This window comes from Citricoccus alkalitolerans, from assembly GCF_039528175.1.
GTDB classification, from domain to species: Bacteria; Actinomycetota; Actinomycetes; order Actinomycetales; family Micrococcaceae; genus Citricoccus; species Citricoccus alkalitolerans.
This window is the reverse complement of record NZ_BAAALH010000001.1, coordinates 878463-900475: the sequence shown is the minus strand read 5'-3', so window position 1 is coordinate 900475 and position 22013 is coordinate 878463. Positions and strand designations below refer to the sequence as shown.

The following is a 22013-nucleotide window of genomic DNA, read 5'->3' as shown; positions in this document are numbered from 1 at the left end:
GCTCCATCACACCGACATGGCACGATCCGTCGGCTCCACCGGGGACGGCAGCCGAGTCCAGGTCTCGAGCGACTCGTCCACGGCCTTGGCGCAGGCCCGTCCCTCCGCGATAGCCCACACCACGAGCGAGGCACCGCGCCCGGCATCGCCGGCCACGAAGACCCCCGGGGTGTCGGTCTCGTAGCGGTGGTCCCGCTTGACCAGTCCGCGTTCGAGCACGACACCGGCGTGGCCCTCTCCGGAGGTCAGTCCGGCATCCTCCACCCCGGTGAACCCCAGTGCCAGCAGCACGAGGTCAGCCGGAATCTCACGCTCCGTGCCGGGCTTCGGCACGCGACGGCCGTCCGGCAGGTACTCGGTCTCGGCCACGCGCACGGCTCGAACCCGCTCCACGCCGTCGGCACCCACCTCGCCCAGGAATTCCACGGTGGAGGCCAGGTACTCGCGCGTGCCGCCCTCGGCGTCCGCAGTGGTCACCTCGTAGACCCGCGGCACAGTCGGCCACGGCTGGTCATCCGGACGTTCCGCCGGCAGTTCCTTGCCGATGGCCAGGGTCGTCACAGACGCAGCCCCGTGGCGGTGGGCCGTGCCGATGCAGTCGGCCCCGGTGTCACCACCGCCGAGGACCACCACGTGCTTGCCGTCCGCCCGGATCTGAGCCGCCGCCTCCGACTCGTCCAGTTCTCCGTTCACGGCCCGGTTGGACTGGACCAGGTAGTCCATGGCGAAGTGCACACCATCCAGCTGCCGGCCCGGCACGGGCAGGTCACGCGGCACGGGCGCTCCGGTGGCCATGATGACGGCGTCGTAACGCGACCGCAGCTCGGCCCACGACATGTCGGTGCCGATGGTCACGTTGGTGCGGAAACGTGTTCCCTCGGCCTCCATCTGCTCGATCCGGCGGTCGAGGATGTCCTTCTCCATCTTGAAGTCCGGGATCCCGTAGCGCAGCAGGCCGCCGACCCTCCCGTCCCGCTCGTAGACGGCCACGGTGAAGCCGGCCCGAGTCAGCTGCTGGGCGGCGGCCAGCCCGGTGGGGCCGGATCCGACGACGGCGACGGTGTGACCGTTGAGCCGTTGGGGGACGACGGGGTCGAGCCAGTCGTTGTCGAAGGCGGCGTCCGCGATGGAGACCTCGGTCTGCTTGATCGTCACGGCCGGCTGGTTGATCCCCAGCACGCAGGACGACTCACAGGGTGCCGGGCAGATGCGGCCGGTGACCTCGGGGAAGTTGTTCGTGGCATGCAGCCGCGCGGCGGCCTCCTCCCACCGGCCCCGGTGGACCAGGTCGTTCCACTCGGGAATGAGGTTGCCCAGGGGGCAGCCCTGGTGGCAGAACGGCACGCCGCAGTCCATGCAGCGTCCGGCCTGCGTCCGGATGACGGCCTCATCCTGGCGGACATAGACGTCCTTGAAGTCCAGGATGCGCACGGGCACGGGACGGGACGGCCGGTCCTGCCGCTCACGGGTGTTCAGAAATCCACGGGGATCAGCCACGGGTAGCCTCCACAATACGACCCCAGGCGGCATCGCCGTCCGGGTCTAGTCCTTCGTCGATGACGGCCGCACGCGTCTTCAGCACGGCGTCGTAGGTGGCTGGCAGCACGGTGGTGAAGCGCGCCATCACCGCCTCCGGGTCAGCCTCCAGGTCGGAGAGCAGATGAGCGGCCACCGGCGAACCGGTCTCGGCACGGTGCCGTTCCAGCAGGCCCATGATGGCCTCCCGGTCCTCGGCGCGCGGCTCCAGCAGCAACAGGTCATTCTGCTCCACGGCCAGCGGGTTCAGGGTGGTCTCGTCCAGGTCCAGGACCCAGGCGGTGCCACCGGACATGCCAGCCCCGAAATTGCGGCCTGTCCGGCCGAGGATGAGGGCGCGTCCCCCGGTCATGTACTCACAGCCGTGGTCCCCGATCCCCTCGACGACGGCGCTGGCCCCAGAGTTGCGGACCAGGAACCGCTCCCCCACGCGACCACGCAGGAAGATCTCGCCCGAGGTGGCGCCATAGGCGATGACATTGCCCGCCACCACGTTGTCCTCGGCCGCGAACCCTGCCGAGGCGTCCGGGCGCACGACGATGCGCCCCCCGGACAGTCCCTTCGCCACGTAGTCGTTGGCGTCCCCCTGTAGCCGGAGCGTGATCCCGGCCGGCAGGAAGGCGCCCAGCGACTGACCCGCCTCCCCCGTGAGGTTGACGGTGATGGTGTCCGCCGGCAGCTCGTCCAGCAACCGGGCCTTCGTGACGTGGTAGCCGAGCATGGTGCCGGCGGCCCGGTCCGTGTTGACGATCCGCTTGGTGACCTCGACCGGCGTGCCGTTCGCGATGGCGGGCTCGGCCAGGGTGATGAGGTCGTTGTCGAAGTGCTGGTCCAGCTCGTGGTTCTGTCCGTGGGTATTGGACAGCTGACTCGCCTTGGCCGGATCGGCAGGATCGTACCCGGCCAGGATGCCGCTCAGGTCCAGGTCCTCGGTCTTCCAGTGGTTCCGGGTCGCATCCCGGTCCAGGACGTCGATGTGGCCGACAGCCTCGTCGATGGACCGGAAGCCGAGCTCGGCCAGGTACTCCCGGACCTCCTGGGCGATGAACTCGAAGAAGGTGACCACGAACTCCGGCTGGCCGGTGAACCGGGACCGGAGCTCCGGGTTCTGGGTGGCCACCCCCACCGGGCAGGTGTCCAGGTGGCAGACGCGCATCATGATGCAGCCGGAGACCACCAGGGGTGCGGTGGCGAAGCCGAACTCCTCGGCACCGAGCAGCGCGGCGATGACCACGTCCCGGCCCGTCTTGAGCTGGCCGTCCACCTGGACCACCACCCGGTCCCGCAGGCCGTTGAGCATCAGGGTCTGCTGAGCCTCGGCGAGCCCCAGCTCCCACGGGGCTCCCGCATGCTTGAGCGAGTTCAGCGGCGAGGCCCCGGTGCCGCCGTCGTGCCCGGAGATCAGCACGACGTCGGCCTTGGCTTTGGTCACGCCGGCCGCCACGGTACCCACCCCGGATTCTGAGACGAGCTTGACGTGTACACGGGCAGCCGGGTTGGACCGCTTCAGGTCATAGATCAACTCGGCGAGGTCCTCGATCGAGTAGATGTCATGGTGCGGCGGCGGCGAGACCAACGAGACGCCGGGCGTGGAGTGCCGGGTGGAGGCCACCCAGGGGTACACCTTGGTGCCCATGAGCTGACCGCCCTCGCCGGGCTTGGCCCCCTGTGCCATCTTGATCTGCAGGTCGTCCGCGGTCGCGAGGTAGAGGCTGGTCACGCCGAAGCGGCCGGAGGCGATCTGCTTGATGGCCGAGCGGCGTTCCGGATCCAGGAGGCGTTCCGGGTCCTCGCCGCCCTCGCCGGTGTTGGACTTGCCGCCCAGCCGGTTCATGGCGATCGCGAGGGTCTCGTGGGCCTCCCGGGAGATCGAGCCGTAGCTCATGGCCCCCGTGGAGAAGCGCTTGACGATCTCCGAGACGGGCTCGACCTCGTCCAGCGGGACGGGCTGGCGCACCCCGGTCTTCAGGGTCAGCAGCCCACGCAGGGTCATCAGGTCCCGGGCCTGCTCGTCCACGCGCTGCGTGTAATCCTTGAAGATGCCGTATTGGCGGGTCCGGGTGGCGTGCTGGAGCCGGAACACGGTCTCCGGATTGAACAGGTGCGGTGGCCCGTCCCGACGCCACTGGTACTCGCCCCCGGTCTCCAGTTCCCGGTAGGGATCGATGTCGTTGCCGTCCGGCGGGTAGGCCGCCCAGTGGCGCTGCTCGTTCTCGGCGGCGATGACGCCCAGCCCGACCCCGCCCATGGGAGTGTGCGTGCCGGCGAAGTACCGGTCCACGAGGGGCCGCGACAGGCCGATGGCCTCGAACGTCTGGGCCCCGCAGTAGGACGCCACAGTGGAGATGCCCATCTTGGACATGATCTTCTGCACGCCCTTGCCGAGAGCCTTGATGAGGTTGGCGACTGCCTCGGCGCGGGTCACGCCGGTGATGGCCCCGGTACGGACCAGGTCTTCGGCTGACTCCATGGCCAGGTAGGGGTTCACCGCAGAGGCACCGTAGCCGATGAGCACGGCCACGTGATGGACCTCGCGGACGTCACCTGCCTCGACGAGCAGCGAGGCACGGGTTCGGTTGGCCGAGGACAAGAGGTGGTGGTGCACGGCGGAGAGGAGCAGCAGGGACGGGATGGGAGCCCACTGTGCATTCGAATCGCGGTCGGAGAGCACGATGTACTGCACTCCACGGTTCACCGCGGCCGAGACCTGCTCGCAGATCTCGGTGAGCCGATCACGCAGGCCGGCCGAGCCGCCGTCGACCCGGTAGAGGCCACGGACCTTCAGGGCGACCTTCCCGCCGGACTGGATCCCGGGCATACCACTGGACTGCTGACCACCCTCCGACCGCAGATTGGCGATCTTGGCCAGCTGGTCGTTGTCGATGACCGGGAACTCGAGGTTCACGTGGTTGGTCCGCACCCGGTCGGTGGACAGCAGGTTGCCGTCCGGGCCGATCGAGGTCCGCATGGAGGTGACGAGTTCCTCGCGGATGGAGTCCAGCGGCGGGTTCGTGACCTGAGCGAAGGACTGCGTGAAGTAGTCGAACAGCAGCCGGGGCCGCTTCGAGAGCACCGCGATGGGGGTGTCCGTGCCCATGGCACCCAGGGGCTCCGCTCCCTTCTCCGCCATGGGGCCGATGAGCAGGCGGAGTTCCTCCGTGGTGTAGCCGAAGGTCCGCTGGCGGTGCGCCACGGAGGTGGATGAGTAGTTGACGTGCTCACGCTCGGGCAGGTCGGCCAGGTTGATGAGGTTCTCGCGGACCCACTCTCGCCACGGGTTGGCCGAGGCCACCTCCGCCTTGACCTCGTTGTCCTCGATGATGCGGCCCTCAGCGGTGTCCACGAGGAACATCCGGCCCGGTGCCACGCGGCCCTTGCGGACGATCCGGGAGGGATCGAGCGGCAGCACGCCGACCTCGGAGGCCAGCACCACCAGCCCGTCATCAGTGACCCAGTAACGGGCCGGGCGCAGGCCGTTGCGGTCCAGCACCGCCCCGACCTGGCGTCCGTCGGTGAAGGCCACGGCGGCGGGGCCGTCCCACGGCTCCATGAGCATGGAGTGGTACTGATAGAACGCCCGGCGGTCCGGGTCCATGGACTCGTGGTTCTCCCACGCCTCCGGGATCATCATCATCACCACGTGGCTCAGGGGCCGGCCGGCAAGCATCAGCAGCTCGGCGACCTCGTCGAAGTTCGCGGAGTCCGAGGCACCTGGGGTGCAGATCGGGTACAGCTTCTCCGGTTCCTCGCCGAGCACCGAGGACGCCAGCTGGGACTGGCGGGCGCGCATCCAGTTCCGGTTGCCCTTGACCGTGTTGATCTCGCCGTTGTGGGCGATGGTCCGGAACGGCTGGGCCAGCGGCCAGGACGGGAAGGTGTTGGTGGAGAAGCGGGAGTGCACTACGGCCAGGGACGTGGCGAAGCGCTCGTCCGAGAGATCGGGATAGAACGGCTCGAGCTGGGCCGTGGACAGCATCCCCTTGTAGACGATCGTCTGCGTGGACAGTGAGGGGAAGTAGACCCCGAACTTGTTCTGGGTGCGCTTGCGGACCCGGAAGACGCGGGCGTCCAGCGAGTCGCCGGCTGTGGTCCCCACCGAGGGGTCCAGGGCGAGGAACAGCTGGGAGAAGTGGGGCATGACCGCTCGGGCAGAGGCACCGAGCACGTCGGTGTCCACCGGGACGTCGCGCCAGCCCAGGACCACGAGTCCCTCCTCGGTGGCGCGCTCCTGGATGCCGTCCACGCACTGACGGCGCTCGGTGGCATCCTGCGGCAGGAATGCCGTACCGGCGGCGTAATGCCCGGCGTCCGGCAGGTCGAAGTCGACGACCTCGCGGAAGAAGGCGTCCGGGATCTGCAGCAGTAGTCCGGCCCCGTCTCCGGTGCCGTCATCCCCGCCCACGCCGCCGCGGTGTTCGAGATTGCGCAGCGCCACGAGGGCGTGCTGCACGATGTCGTGCCCCGGGGTGCCGCGCAGGGTGGAGATGACGGCCAGGCCGCAGTTGTCCGTCTCCGCGTCAGGTCGGTACAGACCCTGCTCGGTGGGGATCGCGGAGAACCGGTTGAAGGGGTTCTTCGGATCCCGGGCCAATGCGTCCTGGACCGAGTCCTCCGGCAGCGGCCGGTCTGCCGGCTCCGGCGGGACGGCCTGAACTGGGTGCCCCGCCTCTGCGGGCTGGCCCTGGGGAGGGCGGGCGTGCTGGTCATCACGGCGCAATGTCATGAGAGTCCTTCCGTTGCGCAGGGGTTCTGCTGCGGTGGAAGGGGACATCATCGGCCCCTACGTCGAGAGATGAACACGCGGTTTCGTCCGCTTCACCTCACGTCAATGCAGTGGATCCGATACTACCGAGGCGGGGGGCCGTCCATCTCACTTTTCGGTCGGATCGGCCACTTTTTTTGTTTCGGCTGCGTTAACTTTCGCCCCGTCGACGGATGGCACGGCTGGATCTGAGGCCCCGGCGACCGTCGCAGACGCGGGTGTCGAGTCGGTCTCGGTCTCGGTCGCCGTATCGGAGTCCTCGACCGGTTCCCGGCCTGCACGCCACACTGACTCTGCCTCGGCCTTCGCCTCGGCGGTCTTCGGCCGGGTGAGGCCCAGGTAGATGAGATAGCCGATGGCGATCAGCAACATCAACAGCGAGGTCCAGACGTTCAGGCGCTGGGTGCTGCCGAAGAGCGTGACCATCTCCGCCTCGTCGATCCGCAGCATCTCGATCCAAGTGCGGCCAGCCGTGTACCAGGCGACGTAGGACCAGAGCATCATGCCTCGCCGCAGGTGCAGCCGGCGGTCGATCAGCAGCAGCAGGGCCACCCCGAGCAGGTTCCACAGCATCTCGTAGGCGAACGTGGGGTGGAAGAGGGTGCCCTCGAGGGCACCGGCGGGAAAGTTCGCGTGGTCGGCGGACACCTGCAGGCCCCAGGGCGCCGTGGTGGGGCCGCCGAAGAGTTCCTGATTGAAGTAATTGCCGAGACGGCCGATGGCCTGGGCGAGCAGCACTCCTGGGGCCACCACGTCGGCATAGGCGGAGATCTTGAAACCGTAGCGGCGGCAGGCGATCCAGGCACCCACGGCGCCCAGTGCGACCGCGCCCCAGATCCCGAGGCCGCCCTCCCAGACCCGCCAGATCTTGGTCAGGTCGCCCGTGCCGTCGAAGTTGGGGCCGAAATAGGCGTCCGGTGACGAGACTACGTGGTAGAGCCGAGCGCCGACCAGGCCGAAGACAATGGCCCAGATGGAGATGTCGATGATGCTGCCCTCGGGGCCACCACGGGCCTTCCAGCGCCGCGAGGCCAGCCAGAGGCCAGCGACCATGCCGGCCACGATGCACAGCGCATAGGCGTGGATCGTGACGGGGCCGAGGTCGAAGCCGTCCCAGACCGGGGCAGGGATGGCGGCCGTGGTCAGCGCGCCGTACATCAGGCGTCTCCTCGTGGGTTCTTCACGGCGCCCGTGGCCAGTTCGGCCGCCAGGGCCCCGACGGCGGCCGGGCCCCCGTCCCGCAGGGCCGCCACCAGGGCGGTGCCCACGATCGCACCATCGGCATACTCACCGATCTCACGGATGTGCTCGGGCTTCGAGATGCCCAGGCCGACCGCGACGCGGGGTGCCCCGGCGGCGTGCGCCCGGGCGACGACGTTCTCGGCGGCCGTGGAGACCTCGGAGCGGGCCCCGGTGACGCCCATGACGGACACGCCGTAGACGAAGCCGCGCGAGGATTCGGTGATCAGCTTCACGCGCTCGTCCGTGGAACTCGGCGCGGTCAGGAAGATCCGGTCCAGTCCGTAGCGGTCGGAGGCCTCGAACCAAGCTCCGGCCTCCTCCGGCACCAGGTCCGGAGTGACGATTCCCGCTCCCCCGGCTTCGGCCAGCTGACGGGCAAAGGTCTCCACGCCCATCCGGTCGACGATGTTCCAGTAGGTCATGACCACCACCGCGGCGTCAGTGCGCTGCGTGACGGCCCGGATGATGTCGAAGACCGCATCGATCCGGAAGCCGTCGGCCAGCACCTGGCTCGTGGCCGCCTGGATGACCGGCCCGTCCATCACCGGGTCCGAGTAGGGGATGCCGATCTCGATGACGTCGGCACCGTTGTTGCCCAAGGCGACGGCCGCCTCGATCGAGTCCTCGACAGTCGGGAAGCCGGCCGGGAGGTAGCCGATGAAGGCGGTGCGGCCGGCGTCGCGCGCGGCCTCGATGCTCTCAGTGGTCAGCGATCGGATCGCGATGTTCTCGGTCTGCTCGGTCATCAGTTCTGCGCTCCTTCGGGGCGTGCGGCCACGGCCTCCGCGTCGCCGCCCTCGGGGGTCGCGGCGTCCGGCAGCATGCCGAAGTACTTCGCCGCCGTGGCCACGTCCTTGTCACCACGTCCGGACAGGTTGACGATGATGATCTTCTCGTCACCAGCGGCGGTAGAGGCACTGACGATACCCTCGTCCGCCCAACGCTGCGCCAGGCGCAGGGCGCCGGCCAGGGCGTGGGCGGACTCGATCGCCGGCACGATGCCCTCGGTGCGGCACAACCGCTGGAAGGCGTCCATGCACTCGGCGTCGTCCACGGGCTCGTAGGTGGCCCGGCCGGTGTCATTGAGCCAGGCGTGCTCGGGGCCCACGGCAGGGTAGTCGAGGCCGGCCGAGATCGAGTGTGAATCGATGGTCTGGCCGTCCTCGTCCTGCATGAGGTAGGTGCGTGCGCCGTGGAGCACACCGGTGCGGCCGAGATTGATCGACGCGGCGTGCTCGCCCGTGCTGATCCCCTTGCCTCCGGCCTCCAGGCCGTAGAGCTCCACACTGGAGTCGTCCAGGAAGGCGTGGAAGAGGCCCATGGCGTTCGAACCCCCGCCGACGCACGCGCAGACCGCGTCCGGCAGCCGACCGGCCTGCGCGATGATCTGCTCGCGGGCCTCCTCGCCGATGACCGAGTGGAAGTAGCGGACCATGGCCGGGAACGGCGCCGGTCCGGTGACGGTGCCCAGGAGGTAGTGGGTGGTCTCCACGGAGGCGACCCAGTCCCGCAGGGCCTCGTTGATGGCGTCCTTGAGCGTGCGGGCACCGGTGGTCACGGGGATGACGGTGGCCCCGAGCATCTCCATGCGGGCGACGTTGAGCGCCTGGCGCTGGGTGTCCACCTCGCCCATGTAGACGGTGCACTCCAGGCCGAACAGGGCAGCGGCAGTCGCGGTGGCCACGCCGTGCTGTCCGGCACCGGTCTCCGCGATGAGGCGGGTCTTGCCCATCCGGCGGGCCAGCAGGGCTTGCCCAATCACGTTGTTGATCTTGTGGGACCCGGTGTGGTTGAGGTCCTCGCGCTTGAGGAAGATCCGCACGCCCGGGGAATCCTGGGCGAAGCGCGGCACCTCCGTGAGCAGGGAGGGACGGTTCACGTAATTCGTGAACAGGTCCTGCAGCTCTGCCGTGAACTCCGGATCGTCCCGGGCCTCGGTGAAGGTCCGATCCACTTCCTCGAGTGCGGCGATCAGGGATTCAGGCATCCAGCGCCCGCCGTAGGGTCCGAAGTACGGCCCCGGCTGGTGCTGATAGCTGCCGGTGTGCTCAATCATCGTACGTTCCAGTCTGTGTTCGGGTACTTCAGGAGATTCGGGGGTACGTCAGGGACAGGTCAGCCGCGGACGGCCAGCGAGGCCGTGCGGAAGTCGCGGATGGCCTGCGTCGGGTCACCGTGCTTCACGAGGGCCTCTCCGACCAGGACGGCGTCGGCACCGTCACGGGCGTAGTCGGCCACCTGTTCCGGTCCCTGGACGCCCGATTCGGCGATCCGGACCACGTCCTCGGGCAGGTGCGGGGCCAGGGTGGAATAGTTCCGCGGATCCACGTCCAAGGTCTTGAGGTTGCGGACGTTCACACCGACGATCCTGGCACCCACGGCCACCGCGCGCTCGATCTCCTCGACGGTGTGTGCCTCCACCAGGGCATTCATGCCCAGCTCATGGGTGATGCCGAGGTACTCGGCTAGCTGCGCGTCGTCCAGTGCGGCCACGATGAGCAGGACCAGGTCCGCCCCGTGGGCCCGGGCCTCGTGGATCATGTACTCGTCCACCGTGAAGTCCTTGCGCAGCACCGGGATGTCCACGGCTGCCCTGACGGCATCCAGATCGGCGAGCGAGCCGCCGAAGCGGTGCTGTTCCGTCAACACGGAGATGGCCGCGGCCCCACCGGCCTCGTAGCGCCGGGCCAGATCCGCCGGGGAGGCGATGTCCGCCAGAGCCCCCTTGGAGGGGCTGGACCGTTTGACCTCGGAAAGGATGCGGACGCCCTCCGGGTCCGTACGTCCCCCGCCGAGGGCGGCATAGGCGTCCCGGACCGGAGCCCGGTCCGTGACCTCGGCCGCCAGACTGCGGATAACCTCCAGGGACACCGCACGGCGGCGTTCGGCGAGGTCGGCGCGGACCCCGGCAACGATCTCCTCGAGAACGGTGGCCATCAGTGCCGGGCAGGCTTGGCGTGACCCTTGGTGCCCTTGCCGGCCTTGCCCATGATGAACCCGGCGATGAGCCCGGCCACCACGACGACGGCACCGGCGATGACCAGGACGAACAGGTCGGCCAGCATGCCGACGCCGGCCAGCAGGGATCCGGCGAGGATCAGCAGCACCAGCGTCCACGCGGCCGGCGAGTTGCCGTGGCCGAGGGGCTCGGCGTGAGTCGGGTCGTTCAGGACGAGGTCGTCGTCGGTGGTGCGGTGCGAGGTGGTCATGGACCGTCCCTTTCGTTCCAGGTATATCCAGGTCTATCCAGGCCAGCACTGCCCGCAGTCAGGCGTGCGGCAACTGATCAGGTCTGTGCCTCATTCTGCCACGGAAGTCAGGGCCGGACCCGCAGGTCTCGCCCCGTCTCGATCAGGTGGGATCCTGGCCGCGGCTGAGCTCGTCCCAGGCGTCGATCTCGTCCAGGTCCTCCGGCGTCGTGGATGCCGCCGTTGGCCCAGCGGTGGGCCCCGCAGGGGACTCCGTACCGGAGGCTGTGGTGGCCGTTCGGGTGGCCGGTGCGGCCTCATAGCGGCGGGTGGTGGCCCACCGTCGGCCGAACAAGAGTACGGCGAGACCACAGAGGAACAGCAGGATGCCGCCGACGAGGGTCAGCCATGGCCACACGGTCACGGCGTAGACTCCAGCGCCTGCGGTGGTCCCGCTGGCCTCGGAGACCTGGGAGTGGGCCGCGGCTGCCGGGTCCAGTGCGGCCTGGACGGAGGACCAGGCGGTTGCCACGCCCGCGAGGAGCAGGAGCAGCGCCGTGATCCACCGGCCGATCCGGCGGGCCATGGACAGTGCGATGCCGGCGGCCATCCCAACCAGAGCCATGGCAGGCACGACGGCGGCCGCCTCGTTCCCGGTGGTGGTGACCGCGTTGCCCGGCAACCCGGAGATCTGGGAGGACTCGATCCAGGTCTGGGCCCCGGTGCCGAGGATGATGGCCCCGGCGGCGATGGCCCAGAGGACCGCGGTGCGCCTCTTAATCATCATGGCATCGCCTCCGGGTCCAAGGTGCTCAGCAGGCCTGCCGCGAGGACGGCCCGCATGGGGGCGCTCGACTTGGTCACCGTCTCGGCTGCCTCCGTCTCCGGGTCTGAATCGGCCACGATCCCGGCACCGGCCTGCACGTAGGCGGTCCCGTCCACGAGGGTCGCGGAGCGGATGTTGATGGCCATATCCATGTTGCCGGCCAGGTCGAAGTAGCCGACCACGCCCCCGTAGGGGCCTCGCTCCTGGGGTTCCCACTCATCCAGCAATTGCAGCGCCCGCGGCTTCGGCGCCCCGGACAGGGTGCCGGCGGGGAAGGCCGCGGCCAGGACGTCCAGGGCCTTCTGCCCCGGCTCCAGCCGGCCTTCCACGTGGGAGACCAGGTGCATGATGTGGCTGAACCGCTCCACCTCCATGAACTGGGTGACGGACACGCTGCCAGGCACACACACCTTGGACAGGTCATTGCGGGAGAGGTCCACGAGCATCAGATGCTCCGCCCGCTCCTTCTGGTCGTTGACCAACACCTTCTCGTGCAGGTGGTCGTCTTCCACGGTGGCTCCGCGGGGCTGCGATCCAGCGATCGGGTGAGTGATCACCGAGCCGTCGTTGACGGTGACCAGCGCCTCCGGCGAGGACCCGACGATCTGATACCGGCCGCCGTCGGGCCCGGGCTTCTCGAAGGAGAACAGGTACATGTACGGGCTGGGGTTCATGGCGCGCAGGACCCGATAGATGTCCAGGCCGCTGGCCGTTGTCTCCGCGGAGAAGCGGCGCGAGACGACGATCTGGAAGACCTCACCGTCCACGATGGCCTGCTGGGCCTTGGCGACGGCGTCCAGGAAGCCCTCGTGAGTCCACGAGTCGTGCACGTGGGCCGAGACATCGAGGTTCAGCCAGTCCCTCGGGGCGACGGACACCGGGTCACCGCCGGCCGCCGCGCCTCCTGCCGACCCCGGGGCGTCGGACAGGGCAGGACCGGTGAGCCGGGTCGCCATCGAGCGCAGTCGCTCCACGGCGTCCGTCCACGCCTCGCGGGCGCCGGAGGCCAGGCCGTTGTGGTTGATGGCGTTGGCCACCAGGGTGACGGTGCCGTCCACGGTGTCATGCACGGCGAGGTCCGTGATGAGGTTCATGGCCATCTCCGGCAGCCCGAGGTCGTCGGGCGGCGAGCTCGGCAGCCTCTCCCAGCGGCGCACCGTGGGCCAGCCGAGGAAGCCGGCCATCCCGGAGACCAGGTTGGGCAGGTCCTTGCCCAACCCATCGCGCACGTCAGTGGACAACAGGTCCAGGGTCGCCCGGAGCACCTCGATGGGGTCGCCCTCGGTGGGCACTCCAGCCGGAGGCTCCCCCAGCCAGTGGGCCACGGCCTCCCCTGCCTGGCGGCGCGTGGTCAGCGTGGCAGCGCTGCCCGCCCCGATGAAGGAGTAACGGGACCAGACGCCGCCCTGGGCCGCCGACTCCATCAGGAAGGTGCCGGGCTCGTCCGCGGCCAGGCGGCGGTAGATGCCGACCGGAGTCAGACCGTCCGCCAGCACCGTCAGGGTCACCGGGATGACCCGGTGCTGCCCGGCAAGGCTCTCGAAGTCCTCCGCGGAGGGGGTGATGGTGCCGAGCTCACGCATCCGTGGTGGTCTCCTTCACTGTGGGGGTTGCAGGGACGTCAGCAGGAGCCGCACGGTCAGGGCCGGTGAGCGGCAGTTGGCGCCCGTCGAAGCACGTGCGAGTGCCCGTGTGGCAGGCGGCTCCGGTCTGGTCGACCTGCACGAGCAACGCGTCCCCGTCACAGTCCAATGCCACGGAGTGGACCTCCTGGATGTGACCGGAGGTGTCCCCCTTGCGCCAGTACTCCCGCCGTGAGCGCGAATAGTAAGTGGCCCGGCCGGAGGTCAGGGTGCGCCGCAGGGCCTCCTCGTCCATCCAGCCCAGCATCAGCACCTCACCCGTGTCGTGCTGTTGGGCGATGGCCGCGACAAGGCCGTCGGGCGTCTTCTTGAGCCGCTGTGCGATCGCCGGGTCGAGTGCCACATCGGCGGAGGCGGTGTTGTCCATGGTGATCCAGTCTAAGCTCCGTGTAGCGTTGTCCCTGTTATGGGGAACCACGCCGACCGGACCACCGGCCAGACACCAGGACGCGACTTCACCGCGGCCTCTCGGGATGCGCTCGTCGAGTCGCTGCTGGCTGCCGGTCCCGGCCGGCCGACCCTGTGCGAGGGATGGCAGACAGAGCACCTCGCGGCCCATGTCGTCCTGCGGGAGAGTTCGCCGCTCGTGGCCGGTCTGGTGCTCCGTCCCCTGTCTCGCTCGCTGGAGCGGAAGACCAGGGAACTCGGTGCCGCATCGTCCTCGCCGCACGCCTACCAGCAGCTGGTGGACCGGGTGGCCTCCGGGCCGCAGCCCCCGGCGCGACTGCGCCAGAACCCGAGGGCGTCGAGACTCGCCAAGACCATCCAGGGTTCCGCAGCGGCCCGGCGTGCCGCCCAGGCCACGAACCTGCTTGAGTTCTTCGTCCACACCGAGGATGTCCGGCGTGCCCAGGACCGTTGGGCCCCGCGCCACCTCGCCGATGACTACGCCAACGCCCTCTTCACCGAGTTCGGCCGACGTGTCCGCATGATGTACCGCTCCGAGCCGACCGGGGTTGTCCTGGCCCGCAGTACTGGCCAGCGCTTGGTGGCGCGCCCCACCGGCAAGGACGAGGAGACCCGGACCGTCTCCGGCCCGGCCGGGGAACTCGTGCTGCATGCGTTCGGTCGCCGCGACCATGCCCTGGTACTGGTTGACTGATCTTGTGGGCTGATCCGCGTGTGCTGAATCGGGTGGTCTGAACCGGGTGGTCTGAACCTCTTCGCCGGATGCGGACGGACAGCGTCAGTGGGCGCGGGTGAGGTACCGGTACCGCGCCACCGTCGAGAAGCCTGCGGACTGGTACACCGTTAGCGCCCGCGTGGACCGCTCTTCCACCTGCAGCCAGCAACCGGCCACGTCCAACCGCACGAGGTGGTTGAAGATGGCGTCCAGCAGGAGGCCGGAGAGTCCCAGTCCGCGCCGGTCCCCGCGGACCCACAGCGCATAGATGCCCGCATAGGTGTTCGAGGAGCCCTCCGGGGCCACCAGGGACACCTTCGCGCCGCCGGCGATTCCACCGTCCTCGTCCAGGCAGCTGTAGAACCGGCTGCGACCGCCCCCGAGCAGGCGACGGTGGACCATCCGGCTGGCGGAGTCGTCCCCGGACGACCCGCTGCCCGCGTCCCGGCCCATGTAGGCCTCCAGCCACTCGCCGCTGAGAGTCTCGTTGACGAGGATGCGACGGTCCCAGTCGGCATCCGCCGGGAGTCCTTGCCGATCCATCCACAGCACGCCGGTGGGGGCGACAGCCTCGTAGCCGCGGCGTTCCAGGAGACTGCCCAGGCGCTGCTGGCCCTCGAAGAACGTCTCGGACTCCACATGGTGTGCCGCGGTGGGGTTGCTTGCTGCAGGAACCCTCGACAACCCATCCGACAATCCCCCCGACAATCCTGTAGTACGTTCCGTAGGGCTTTCCGAATAGCCCTCCAGCCAGGATCCCGACGCCGGCAACCACTGCTGGAAGGTCGGAGCCAGCCAACGCTCGGCGCTTCGCCGCTCGACCTCATCCACCGCGGCCTCGATCTCCGCCATGGATGCCGGCATCGTCGCGGACACCACGGAATTCGCACGCCGCGTGATGCCGGACGAGAAACGCACAGACCAGCCGTTGACCTCTTGCGACTCGATGGCCGGCCAGCCCAGGAGGGTCAAGCGCTGCAGCTCGACCGGGGAGGGAACGGGGACGTTAGCGGACGGGATAGCCGGCCTCCCTGATGGCGGCTTTGACCCGGGCGATCATGTCCACGGGTCCGAAGTGGAAGATGGAGGCGGCCAGCACGGCGTCCGCCCCGGCCTCGATGGCCGGCGGGAAGTGCTCCGGCGCACCGGCACCCCCGGAGGCGATGAGGGGCACGGTGGTCACGGCGCGGACGGCGCGGATCATGTCCAGGTCGAAACCCTCCTTGGTCCCGTCGGCGTCGATGGAGTTCAACAGGATCTCCCCCACACCGCGCCCGGAGGCCTCCCGGCACCACTCGACGGCATCGGTTCCCGTGCCCTGGCGCCCGCCGTGGGTAGTGACCTCGTAGCCTGAGCCCACCGCTGGGTCGTCCGTGCGGCGGGCGTCAAGGGACAGGGTGAGGACCTGGGATCCGAAGCGCTGGGTGATCTCGTTGATGACGTCCGGCCGGGCCACGGCCGCGGTGTTGATGGACGCCTTGTCCGCGCCGGACCTCAACAACCGGGCCACGTCGTCCACGGTGCGCACGCCGCCGCCGACGGTCAGCGGGATGAAGACCTCCTCAGCGGTCTGGGAGACCACCTCGTAGGTGGTCCCACGGTCGGCGGTGGAGGCGGTGACATCCAGGAAGGTCAGCTCGTCGGCGCCAGCCTCGTTGTAGCGGCGGGCCAATTCGACCGGATCGCCGGCGTCCCGCAGGGCCGCGAAGTTGACACCCTTGACGACCCGGCCGGCATCGACATCCAGGCAGGGGATCACGCGTACGGCAACGGACATGGGCACTTCCTCGGGTGGTTCGGGGTCGGGGCGATCAGATGCGGACCGATCAGATGCGGATGGCGTGGATGGCGGAGACCAGGATGGCGCGGGCGCCGAGGTCATAGAGTTCGTCCATCACCTTGTTGGTGTCCCCCTTCTTGACCATGGAACGGACTGCGACCCAGTTCTCGTCCTGCAACGGGGAGATGGTCGGCGATTCCAGGCCGGGGGTCACGGCCGAGGCCCGATCCAGGTTCGCCCGGCTCACGTCGTAGTCGATCATGACGTAGCGGCGGGCCACCAGGACACCCTGCAGGCGCCGCAGCAACACATCAAGGCCTTCAGGGCGGCGCCCGCTCTGACCGATGATGATGGCCTCCGACTGCATGATGGGTTCCCCGAAGGTCTCCATGCCGGCTGCCTTGAGCGTGCTGCCGGTCTCCACCACGTCCGCGATGGCGTCCGCGACGCCCAGGTTGACCGAGGACTCCACGGCGCCGTCGAGGTGCACGATCATCTCCGGCTTCACGGACTGAGTGGCGAGGTAGTCCTCGAGCAGACCGTCATAGCTGGTGGCGATGCGCTTGCCCTCGAGGTCGGCCTGCGAGGAGAACCGGCCGATCGGGGCGGCGAAGCGGAAGGTGGACTTGCCGAAGCCCAAGGCCATGATCTCCTCCGCGGACCCGCCAACCTGGGCATCCTGGAAGAGGTCGCGCCCAGTCAGACCGATGTCCAGGGTGCCCTGTCCCACGTAGACGGCGATGTCACGGGGCCGCAGGTAGAAGAATTCCACCTGGTTCTCCGGGTCCATCATGACCAGTTCCTTGGAGTCCCTCCGCTGGAGGTATCCGGCTTCCTGGAGCATGTCTCGGGCGGCCTCGGACAGGGCGCCCTTGTTGGGAACGGCGATGCGCAGCATGGGTGCTGGTTCTCCTGGTGTGGTGGGTGGTGCGGCGGATGGTGAGGTGGTCGGCGTAGGCCGGGAATCCTCAGAGGTGGCGGTAGACGTCCTCAAGGGTCAGGCCCTTGGCGATCATCATGACCTGCAGATGGTAGAGCAGCTGGGAGATCTCCTCGGCCGCCTCATCCTTCGACTCGTATTCGGCGGCCATCCACACCTCGGCGGCCTCCTCCACGACCTTCTTGCCGATCCCATGGACTCCGGAGTCGAGTTCGGCAACGGTCCCGGACCCTTCCGGCCGGGTCTCGGCCTTCCGGCTCAGCTCGGCAAAGAGTTCATCGAAGGTTTTCACCCTCCCAGCGTAGCCACCGCTGGGCAGTGCCCCTGACCGCGTCCGTCCAATGTGACGCAGAGGCCACCGCTCAGCGCAGCGCCAGCTCCGTCAGGACGGCCGCCTGGAACGCCTCATACCCCTTGTCCTCGTTCGATCCCACGAGCCCGGCCCGGTCCAGGGCCTGTTCCTCGGTGTCACAGGTCAGCACCCCGAATCCGACGGGGGTCGCAGTCCGCACGGACACGTCCACCAGGCCCTGAGTCGCCCCGGAGCAGACATAGTCGAAATGCGGGGTCCCGCCCCGGATCACGACGCCGAGAGCCACGATCACGTCGAAGCGGGGAGCCAGCCGGGCCGCCGCCACGGGCAGTTCGAAGGTCCCCGGGACGCGGATCTCCACGACCTCGATCCCCGCTCCTGCCGCCGACTCCGCTGCAGCCATCACCTCCGCGGCTGCTCGTCGAGAGCCGGCCAGCAGCCCCTCCATGACCTGCTCATGCCACTGGGCCGCCACCACGGCGACGCGCAGGAGGCCCTTCGCGTCCGTGGCGCCGGCCGCCGTCGTGAGTTTCCCGGCGAGTTCCTCGCCGAGAGCCGCGCCCAGTCCCTGGGGTGCTCCATGACCGCTCATGCTGTATCTCCTGTGGTTGTGGGTGGTGTGGTTGCTGGTGATGTTGCTGCAGGTGACGCGGCTGCCGACGCGGGCGTCGTGCTCGCCTGCCGCGGTACGAGGTCGCCGGAGAGCCGGTGCGCCATGCGGTCCCGCTTGGTGGTCAGGTAGCCGCGGTTGTGCTCGGTGACCGGCGCGGGGCTCGGGACGATCTCCGCCACCTCGATCCCCTCTCGTTCCAGCTGTTGTGACTTGTCCGGGTTGTTGGTCACCAGCCGGATGCGGTCCAGTCCGAGCCGGCGCAGGATCGCGGCGGCTGACCGGTAGCTGCGGGCATCGGCGGGCAGGCCGAGATGCTCGTTCGCGGCGACGGTGTCGAGTCCGGAGTCCTGCAGTGCGTAGGCCAGGATCTTGTTGGCCAGACCGATCCCCCGCCCCTCGTGGCCGCGCAGGTAGATCACCGTCCCACCCTCGGCCATCGCCTGCCGCAGGGCGTGGTCGAGTTGGTCGCCGCAGTCGCAGCGTTCCGATCCGAAGACGTCCCCCGTCAGGCACTCCGAATGCAGCCGGACGAGCGGGCTCCGGTCCAGCCGGGTGGTCCCGGCCCCCGGAGCCTGGAGCACCACGTGCTCGGCACCGGTCTCCTGGTCGGGGTGGACCGACACCTGGAACGTGCCGTAGCGGGTCGGGAGGTTCACCGTCGGCGTGCTGGTGTCGGGGTCGTCCGCTGGCTCGGCACCGTTGCTCAGGGCGGACCCGTGAGTGGATCCACCGCCGTGCCCGACACCTCGGACCTCACGATGCTCGTCGCCCTCGGTGGTCAGATACCCGACGAGGTCCTCGATCGAGACCAGCGGCAAGCGGTGCCGATCGGCAAAGCGGCGCAGGTCGGGCAGTCGCATCATGGAGCCGTCGTCGTTGACGAGTTCGGCGATGGCCCCCACCGGGGCCCTCCCGGCGAGCCGGCTCAGTTCCACGGCCGCCTCGGTGTGTCCACGCCGCTCGGCCACCCCGCCGGCCGCCGCCACCAGCGGGAAGACATGCCCGGGTCGGCTGACCAGGTCGGCGGTGGCCGAGGGGTCTGCCAGCACCTTGAGCGTGATCGCACGGTCCGCGGCGGAGATGCCCGTGGTGGTGCCGGCGATCGCATCACAGGACACGGTGTACGCGGTGCCCTTGGGGTCCTCGTTGCGTGCGGTCATGGGCGGAAGGTAAAGGCGTTCGGCGACGTCGGCCGGCATCGGCGCGCACAGCACCCCGGAGGTGTAGCGCACGGTCAGGGCCACGATCTCCGGGGTGGCGGCGTCCGCCGCGAAGACGATGTCGCCCTCGTTCTCGCGGTCTGCGTCATCCACCACGACGACGGCCCGACCGGCCGAAATGGCCGCAATCGCCGACTCGATCGAGTCCAGGTGGATCGGCTGGTGGTTTGGTGCTGCCTGGGCACTCATCCCGTCACCTCCTGCGATGCCTTGCCACTGTCACTGGTACTGGCATTCGCGCGGTCATGGTCCGTCAGCCGGGCCGCGTACTTGGCCACCACATCGACCTCGAGGTTGACCCGGTCGCCCACCGTGCGGGTGCCGAGCGTGGTCTCGGCCAGGGTGGCGGGGATGAGTCCGATCTCGAACCAATCGTTGACAGCACCCGCCGGTGCCCCGGACAGGGTTTCTGACGTCGAAGGCCGGTTCACGTCATTGACGGCCGTGACGGTCAGGGAGACGCCGTCCACGGCGATGGATCCCTTCTCGGCGACATAGCGGCCCAAACCGGCGGGCAGGGCGATGCGAACCTGGCGCCACGATCCGTGGACCTCGATCTTGGCAATGGTCCCGGTTCCGTCCACATGGCCCTGCACGATATGACCGTCAAAGCGGCCCGCGGCCGGCATGCAGCGTTCCAGGTTGACCCGGTCTCCCGCTTGCAGGCCACCGATGGCGGTCCGGTGCAACGTCTCACCGATGACGTCGACGGCGACCGAGCCGGTGGACACCCCCGTGGCGGTGAGGCAGGTGCCGTTGACCGCGAGGGATCCTCCGAGGGGAAGGTCGACACTCGAGGCCGGTGCGTGGATGGTGAGCCGCGCCGAGTCCTGGTCCGGGTGGTGCTCGAGCTCGGTGATGGTGCCGAGCTCAGTGATGATTCCGGTAAACATGGGGTTCCCTCCGGGGAGTCCGTGGTGGGTCGTGGGGTCCGCGCGGTTCGCGGCTCGGCCCCTAGGGGGCCGCATAGTGGAGCAGGACATCGTCGCCGAGCCGACTGATGGCGCCGTTCTCGGCTGCGTCCAGCGTCAGGTGCAGGGCGTGGGACAGGGTGGTGTGCTGGGGCAGGTCGAGTCCTGCTAGTCCGGAGCCGAGGATCAGTGGGGCCTGGTAGAGGAACAGTTCATCGACGAGCCCGGCTCCCATCCAGGCCGACAGCACGGTGGGGCCGCCCTCGATCAGGACATGGCCCGGGCGGGTACCGCCGTGGGGCCACGCTGAAGAGACGGTGGTGCCTGCGGCGTTGTCTCCAGCGGTCAGTCGATCCAGTACCACCTGAGGGTCATGGTCCTCGACATGGAGCCAGGAGTCGCCACCCCGAAGGGCGGCCCCGGCGGGAACGGCTCGACGACCCTGCACCACCGGGACCGGCTGCCGGGGCAGGTCACGGCCGGCCGCATCCCGGGCCGTCAGTCGCGGATCGTCCGTCAGCACGGTCCCGGTCCCGACGATGATCGCGTCCACCCGGGAGCGCACACTCTGGGCATGCCGCCGGGATTCGGGTCCGGTGATCCACTGGCTCGTGCCGTCCACGGCGGCCACGCGGCCGTCCAGGGACTGGGCAAGATGTGCCGTGACAAAGGGACGTCCGCTGTCGCGGGCCAACATCCACCGTGGGTTGAGGTCGGCCGCCCCGGCACGGCGCGCCTGCTCCGCGTCGACCTGGCCCACGTCGAGGCCGGCGCTGCGCAGCCGGGCCGCGCCGCCGCCGTCGGGCCCGGTGGGGTCCGCCACCGCATACCGGACGGTACGGATTCCCGAGGCCAGGATGGCCTCGGTGCAGGGGCCGGTGGTGCCGGTGTGGTCGCAGGGCTCCAGGGTGATCCACAGCGTGGAGTCGGCGGGATCGAACCCCGAGGTCGAGCTGGACTCGTTGAACCCGTTGAATCCGGCCAGGGCCTCGACCTCGGCATGGGCGGTGCCGCGGCCACGGTGGTATCCGGAGGCGAGCACCCTGCCGTCTGGGGCGGTGATGATCGCCCCCACGAGCGGATTGGCACCTCGGACTCCCCGGAGGGCCTGCGCCACGGCCAGGGCCAGGGCGTCTTCGGGACCGGCAATTGTGGTGTCGGCAATCTCCAACGTGCTCATGGGACGCGCACCGTCGGATCCGGCATGACCGTCTCGACCTCGGGCTTCTCGTTCGCCTTGGCACGGACCCAGACGAAGAAGCCGACGAGGGTGAAGGCCCCGTAGAACATGTACATGAACGCGCTCGCGTAGTAGCCGGCGCTGAAGAGCAGGGGCACCCCGACCACGTCGACCGCGACCCAGACCAGCCAGAACTCCACCCAGCCACGGGCCATCCCGTACGTGGCGATGAGTGAGCCGACGAAGGTCCACGCATCCGCCCAGACCGGCTCGTAGGACCCCAGGGCCGTGAACAGCGGCGTGAGGGCGAGGGTGCCGATGACCATACCGGCGACCATTCCGATGCGGGCCTTCACGCCGGCCCACTGCGGGGCGATAGCCGTGTCGTCACCGGCGCGTTCAGCCTTGGCCCGGCGCCATTGCACCCAGCCGTAGACCGAGACGGTGATGAACATGATCTGACGGCCGGCCTGGCCCAGCAGGTTCGCTGTGTCCGCCCCACCGAACAGACTGGACAGGAACACCGTGAGCAGGATGACGTTGCCGATGATGCCGATGGGCCACGCCCAGACCTTGCGGCGCATGCCGCCGAGGGCCGAGGCCAGACCGAAGATGTTGCCGACCACTTCTCGCATCAACAGGCCGCCGCCGGCGACCGGGATGTACCAATTGAAGAGTTCGACGAGCCACCGCATGACATCCATGAATCCTCCTTCGGAACGCGGCGGCTCCGGGG

20 protein-coding genes are annotated in these 22013 nt (G+C 69.1%); 1 reads left to right on the top strand and 19 read right to left on the bottom strand.

The window, feature by feature from the left end; genetic code table 11:
* Window positions 1–6: 6 nt before the first annotated feature.
* The 10 genes from ABD134_RS04035 to hisI all read right to left on the bottom strand — a co-directional run bounded on the left by ABD134_RS04035 (window position 7) and on the right by hisI (window position 13564).
* On the bottom strand, window positions 7–1497 hold the full coding sequence (locus ABD134_RS04035) for a glutamate synthase subunit beta (protein ID WP_344226925.1): 1491 nt from the start codon (window positions 1495–1497) through the stop codon (window positions 7–9).
* On the bottom strand, window positions 1490–6259 hold the full coding sequence (gene gltB / locus ABD134_RS04030; protein ID WP_344226923.1) for a glutamate synthase large subunit: 4770 nt from the start codon (window positions 6257–6259) through the stop codon (window positions 1490–1492). The genes ABD134_RS04035 and gltB overlap by 8 nt, the downstream gene beginning before the upstream one ends.
* 147 nt (window positions 6260–6406) lie before the next feature.
* A complete protein-coding gene (gene lgt / locus ABD134_RS04025; RefSeq protein WP_344226921.1) occupies window positions 6407–7456 on the bottom strand; it encodes a prolipoprotein diacylglyceryl transferase in 1050 nt (349 codons plus the stop codon).
* Window positions 7456–8286, bottom strand: coding sequence for a tryptophan synthase subunit alpha (gene trpA, locus ABD134_RS04020; protein WP_344226919.1), 831 nt, complete (start codon window positions 8284–8286; stop codon window positions 7456–7458). Before trpA ends, lgt begins: the two co-directional genes overlap by 1 nt.
* Window positions 8286–9596 carry a tryptophan synthase subunit beta gene (trpB, locus tag ABD134_RS04015; protein WP_344226917.1) on the bottom strand — a complete coding sequence of 437 codons (1311 nt, stop codon included), beginning with the start codon at window positions 9594–9596 and terminating at the stop codon, window positions 8286–8288. The genes trpA and trpB overlap by 1 nt, the downstream gene beginning before the upstream one ends.
* Before the next feature lie 59 nt (window positions 9597–9655).
* Window positions 9656–10477 (bottom strand): indole-3-glycerol phosphate synthase TrpC, encoded by an 822-nt coding sequence (gene trpC / locus ABD134_RS04010; protein WP_344226915.1) that lies wholly within the window; start codon window positions 10475–10477, stop codon window positions 9656–9658.
* The gene (locus ABD134_RS04005; protein ID WP_344226913.1) at window positions 10477–10749 is read right to left on the bottom strand and encodes an HGxxPAAW family protein; all 273 of its coding nucleotides are present in this window, start codon (window positions 10747–10749) and stop codon (window positions 10477–10479) included. The genes trpC and ABD134_RS04005 overlap by 1 nt, the downstream gene beginning before the upstream one ends.
* Before the next feature lie 142 nt (window positions 10750–10891).
* On the bottom strand, window positions 10892–11515 hold the full coding sequence (locus ABD134_RS04000; protein ID WP_344226911.1) for a Trp biosynthesis-associated membrane protein: 624 nt from the start codon (window positions 11513–11515) through the stop codon (window positions 10892–10894).
* Window positions 11512–13137, bottom strand: coding sequence for a chorismate-binding protein (locus ABD134_RS03995; protein ID WP_344226909.1), 1626 nt, complete (start codon window positions 13135–13137; stop codon window positions 11512–11514). The genes ABD134_RS04000 and ABD134_RS03995 overlap by 4 nt, the downstream gene beginning before the upstream one ends.
* Window positions 13130–13564 (bottom strand): phosphoribosyl-AMP cyclohydrolase, encoded by a 435-nt coding sequence (hisI, locus tag ABD134_RS03990; protein WP_344226907.1) that lies wholly within the window; start codon window positions 13562–13564, stop codon window positions 13130–13132. The genes ABD134_RS03995 and hisI overlap by 8 nt, the downstream gene beginning before the upstream one ends.
* 39 nt (window positions 13565–13603) lie before the next feature.
* Here hisI and ABD134_RS03985 point away from each other — a divergent pair, with 39 nt between their 5' ends.
* Window positions 13604–14299 carry a TIGR03085 family metal-binding protein gene (locus tag ABD134_RS03985; RefSeq protein ID WP_344226905.1) on the top strand — a complete coding sequence of 232 codons (696 nt, stop codon included), beginning with the start codon at window positions 13604–13606 and terminating at the stop codon, window positions 14297–14299.
* 84 nt (window positions 14300–14383) lie between these two features.
* On the opposite strand, the gene ABD134_RS03980 is transcribed toward ABD134_RS03985, so the two are convergent.
* From ABD134_RS03980 to pnuC, 9 genes are all read right to left on the bottom strand, one after another.
* The gene (locus tag ABD134_RS03980; RefSeq protein ID WP_344226903.1) at window positions 14384–15292 is read right to left on the bottom strand and encodes a GNAT family N-acetyltransferase; all 909 of its coding nucleotides are present in this window, start codon (window positions 15290–15292) and stop codon (window positions 14384–14386) included.
* A 34-nt stretch (window positions 15293–15326) separates the two neighbouring features.
* A complete protein-coding gene (hisF, locus tag ABD134_RS03975) occupies window positions 15327–16097 on the bottom strand; it encodes an imidazole glycerol phosphate synthase subunit HisF (RefSeq protein WP_344226901.1) in 771 nt (256 codons plus the stop codon).
* Between the two features lie 49 nt (window positions 16098–16146).
* Window positions 16147–16998, bottom strand: coding sequence for an ATP phosphoribosyltransferase (gene hisG, locus ABD134_RS03970; RefSeq protein ID WP_344226899.1), 852 nt, complete (start codon window positions 16996–16998; stop codon window positions 16147–16149).
* A gap of 70 nt (window positions 16999–17068) precedes the next feature.
* Window positions 17069–17332, bottom strand: a complete 264-nt coding sequence (locus ABD134_RS03965) for a phosphoribosyl-ATP diphosphatase (RefSeq protein ID WP_159550850.1) — start codon at window positions 17330–17332, stop codon at window positions 17069–17071.
* 70 nt (window positions 17333–17402) lie between these two features.
* Window positions 17403–17945, bottom strand: coding sequence for a 6,7-dimethyl-8-ribityllumazine synthase (gene ribH, locus ABD134_RS03960; protein WP_344226895.1), 543 nt, complete (start codon window positions 17943–17945; stop codon window positions 17403–17405).
* Window positions 17942–19375: a 3,4-dihydroxy-2-butanone-4-phosphate synthase gene (ribB, locus tag ABD134_RS03955; RefSeq protein WP_344226893.1), complete on the bottom strand. Its 1434-nt coding sequence runs from the start codon at window positions 19373–19375 to the stop codon at window positions 17942–17944. The genes ribH and ribB overlap by 4 nt, the downstream gene beginning before the upstream one ends.
* Entirely contained in the window at window positions 19372–20079 is a 708-nt protein-coding gene (locus tag ABD134_RS03950; protein WP_344226891.1) for a riboflavin synthase, read from the bottom strand. The genes ribB and ABD134_RS03950 overlap by 4 nt, the downstream gene beginning before the upstream one ends.
* Window positions 20080–20140: 61 nt before the next feature.
* Window positions 20141–21277, bottom strand: coding sequence for a bifunctional diaminohydroxyphosphoribosylaminopyrimidine deaminase/5-amino-6-(5-phosphoribosylamino)uracil reductase RibD (ribD, locus tag ABD134_RS03945; RefSeq protein WP_344226889.1), 1137 nt, complete (start codon window positions 21275–21277; stop codon window positions 20141–20143).
* Window positions 21274–21981: a nicotinamide riboside transporter PnuC gene (gene pnuC / locus ABD134_RS03940; RefSeq protein WP_344226887.1), complete on the bottom strand. Its 708-nt coding sequence runs from the start codon at window positions 21979–21981 to the stop codon at window positions 21274–21276. The genes ribD and pnuC overlap by 4 nt, the downstream gene beginning before the upstream one ends.
* Between the last annotated feature and the right edge of the window lie 32 nt (window positions 21982–22013).

Bases quoted from the DNA above. Each gene is read 5' to 3' on its own strand.
- gltB (WP_344226923.1), bottom strand. From the start codon at position 6,259: ATGACATTGCGCCGTGATGACCAGCACGCCCGCCCTCCCCAGGGCCAG.
- lgt (WP_344226921.1), bottom strand. From the start codon at position 7,456: ATGTACGGCGCGCTGACCACGGCCGCCATCCCTGCCCCGGTCTGGGAC.
- trpA (WP_344226919.1), bottom strand. From the start codon at position 8,286: ATGACCGAGCAGACCGAGAACATCGCGATCCGATCGCTGACCACTGAG.
- trpB (WP_344226917.1), bottom strand. From the start codon at position 9,596: ATGATTGAGCACACCGGCAGCTATCAGCACCAGCCGGGGCCGTACTTC.
- trpC (WP_344226915.1), bottom strand. From the start codon at position 10,477: ATGGCCACCGTTCTCGAGGAGATCGTTGCCGGGGTCCGCGCCGACCTC.
- ABD134_RS04005 (WP_344226913.1), bottom strand. From the start codon at position 10,749: ATGACCACCTCGCACCGCACCACCGACGACGACCTCGTCCTGAACGAC.
- ABD134_RS04000 (WP_344226911.1), bottom strand. From the start codon at position 11,515: ATGATGATTAAGAGGCGCACCGCGGTCCTCTGGGCCATCGCCGCCGGG.
- ABD134_RS03995 (WP_344226909.1), bottom strand. From the start codon at position 13,137: ATGCGTGAGCTCGGCACCATCACCCCCTCCGCGGAGGACTTCGAGAGC.
- hisI (WP_344226907.1), bottom strand. From the start codon at position 13,564: ATGGACAACACCGCCTCCGCCGATGTGGCACTCGACCCGGCGATCGCA.
- ABD134_RS03985 (WP_344226905.1), top strand. From the start codon at position 13,604: ATGGGGAACCACGCCGACCGGACCACCGGCCAGACACCAGGACGCGAC.
- hisF (WP_344226901.1), bottom strand. From the start codon at position 16,097: ATGTCCGTTGCCGTACGCGTGATCCCCTGCCTGGATGTCGATGCCGGC.
- hisG (WP_344226899.1), bottom strand. From the start codon at position 16,998: ATGCTGCGCATCGCCGTTCCCAACAAGGGCGCCCTGTCCGAGGCCGCC.
- ribH (WP_344226895.1), bottom strand. From the start codon at position 17,945: ATGAGCGGTCATGGAGCACCCCAGGGACTGGGCGCGGCTCTCGGCGAG.
- ribB (WP_344226893.1), bottom strand. From the start codon at position 19,375: ATGAGTGCCCAGGCAGCACCAAACCACCAGCCGATCCACCTGGACTCG.
- ABD134_RS03950 (WP_344226891.1), bottom strand. From the start codon at position 20,079: ATGTTTACCGGAATCATCACTGAGCTCGGCACCATCACCGAGCTCGAG.
- ribD (WP_344226889.1), bottom strand. From the start codon at position 21,277: ATGAGCACGTTGGAGATTGCCGACACCACAATTGCCGGTCCCGAAGAC.
- pnuC (WP_344226887.1), bottom strand. From the start codon at position 21,981: ATGGATGTCATGCGGTGGCTCGTCGAACTCTTCAATTGGTACATCCCG.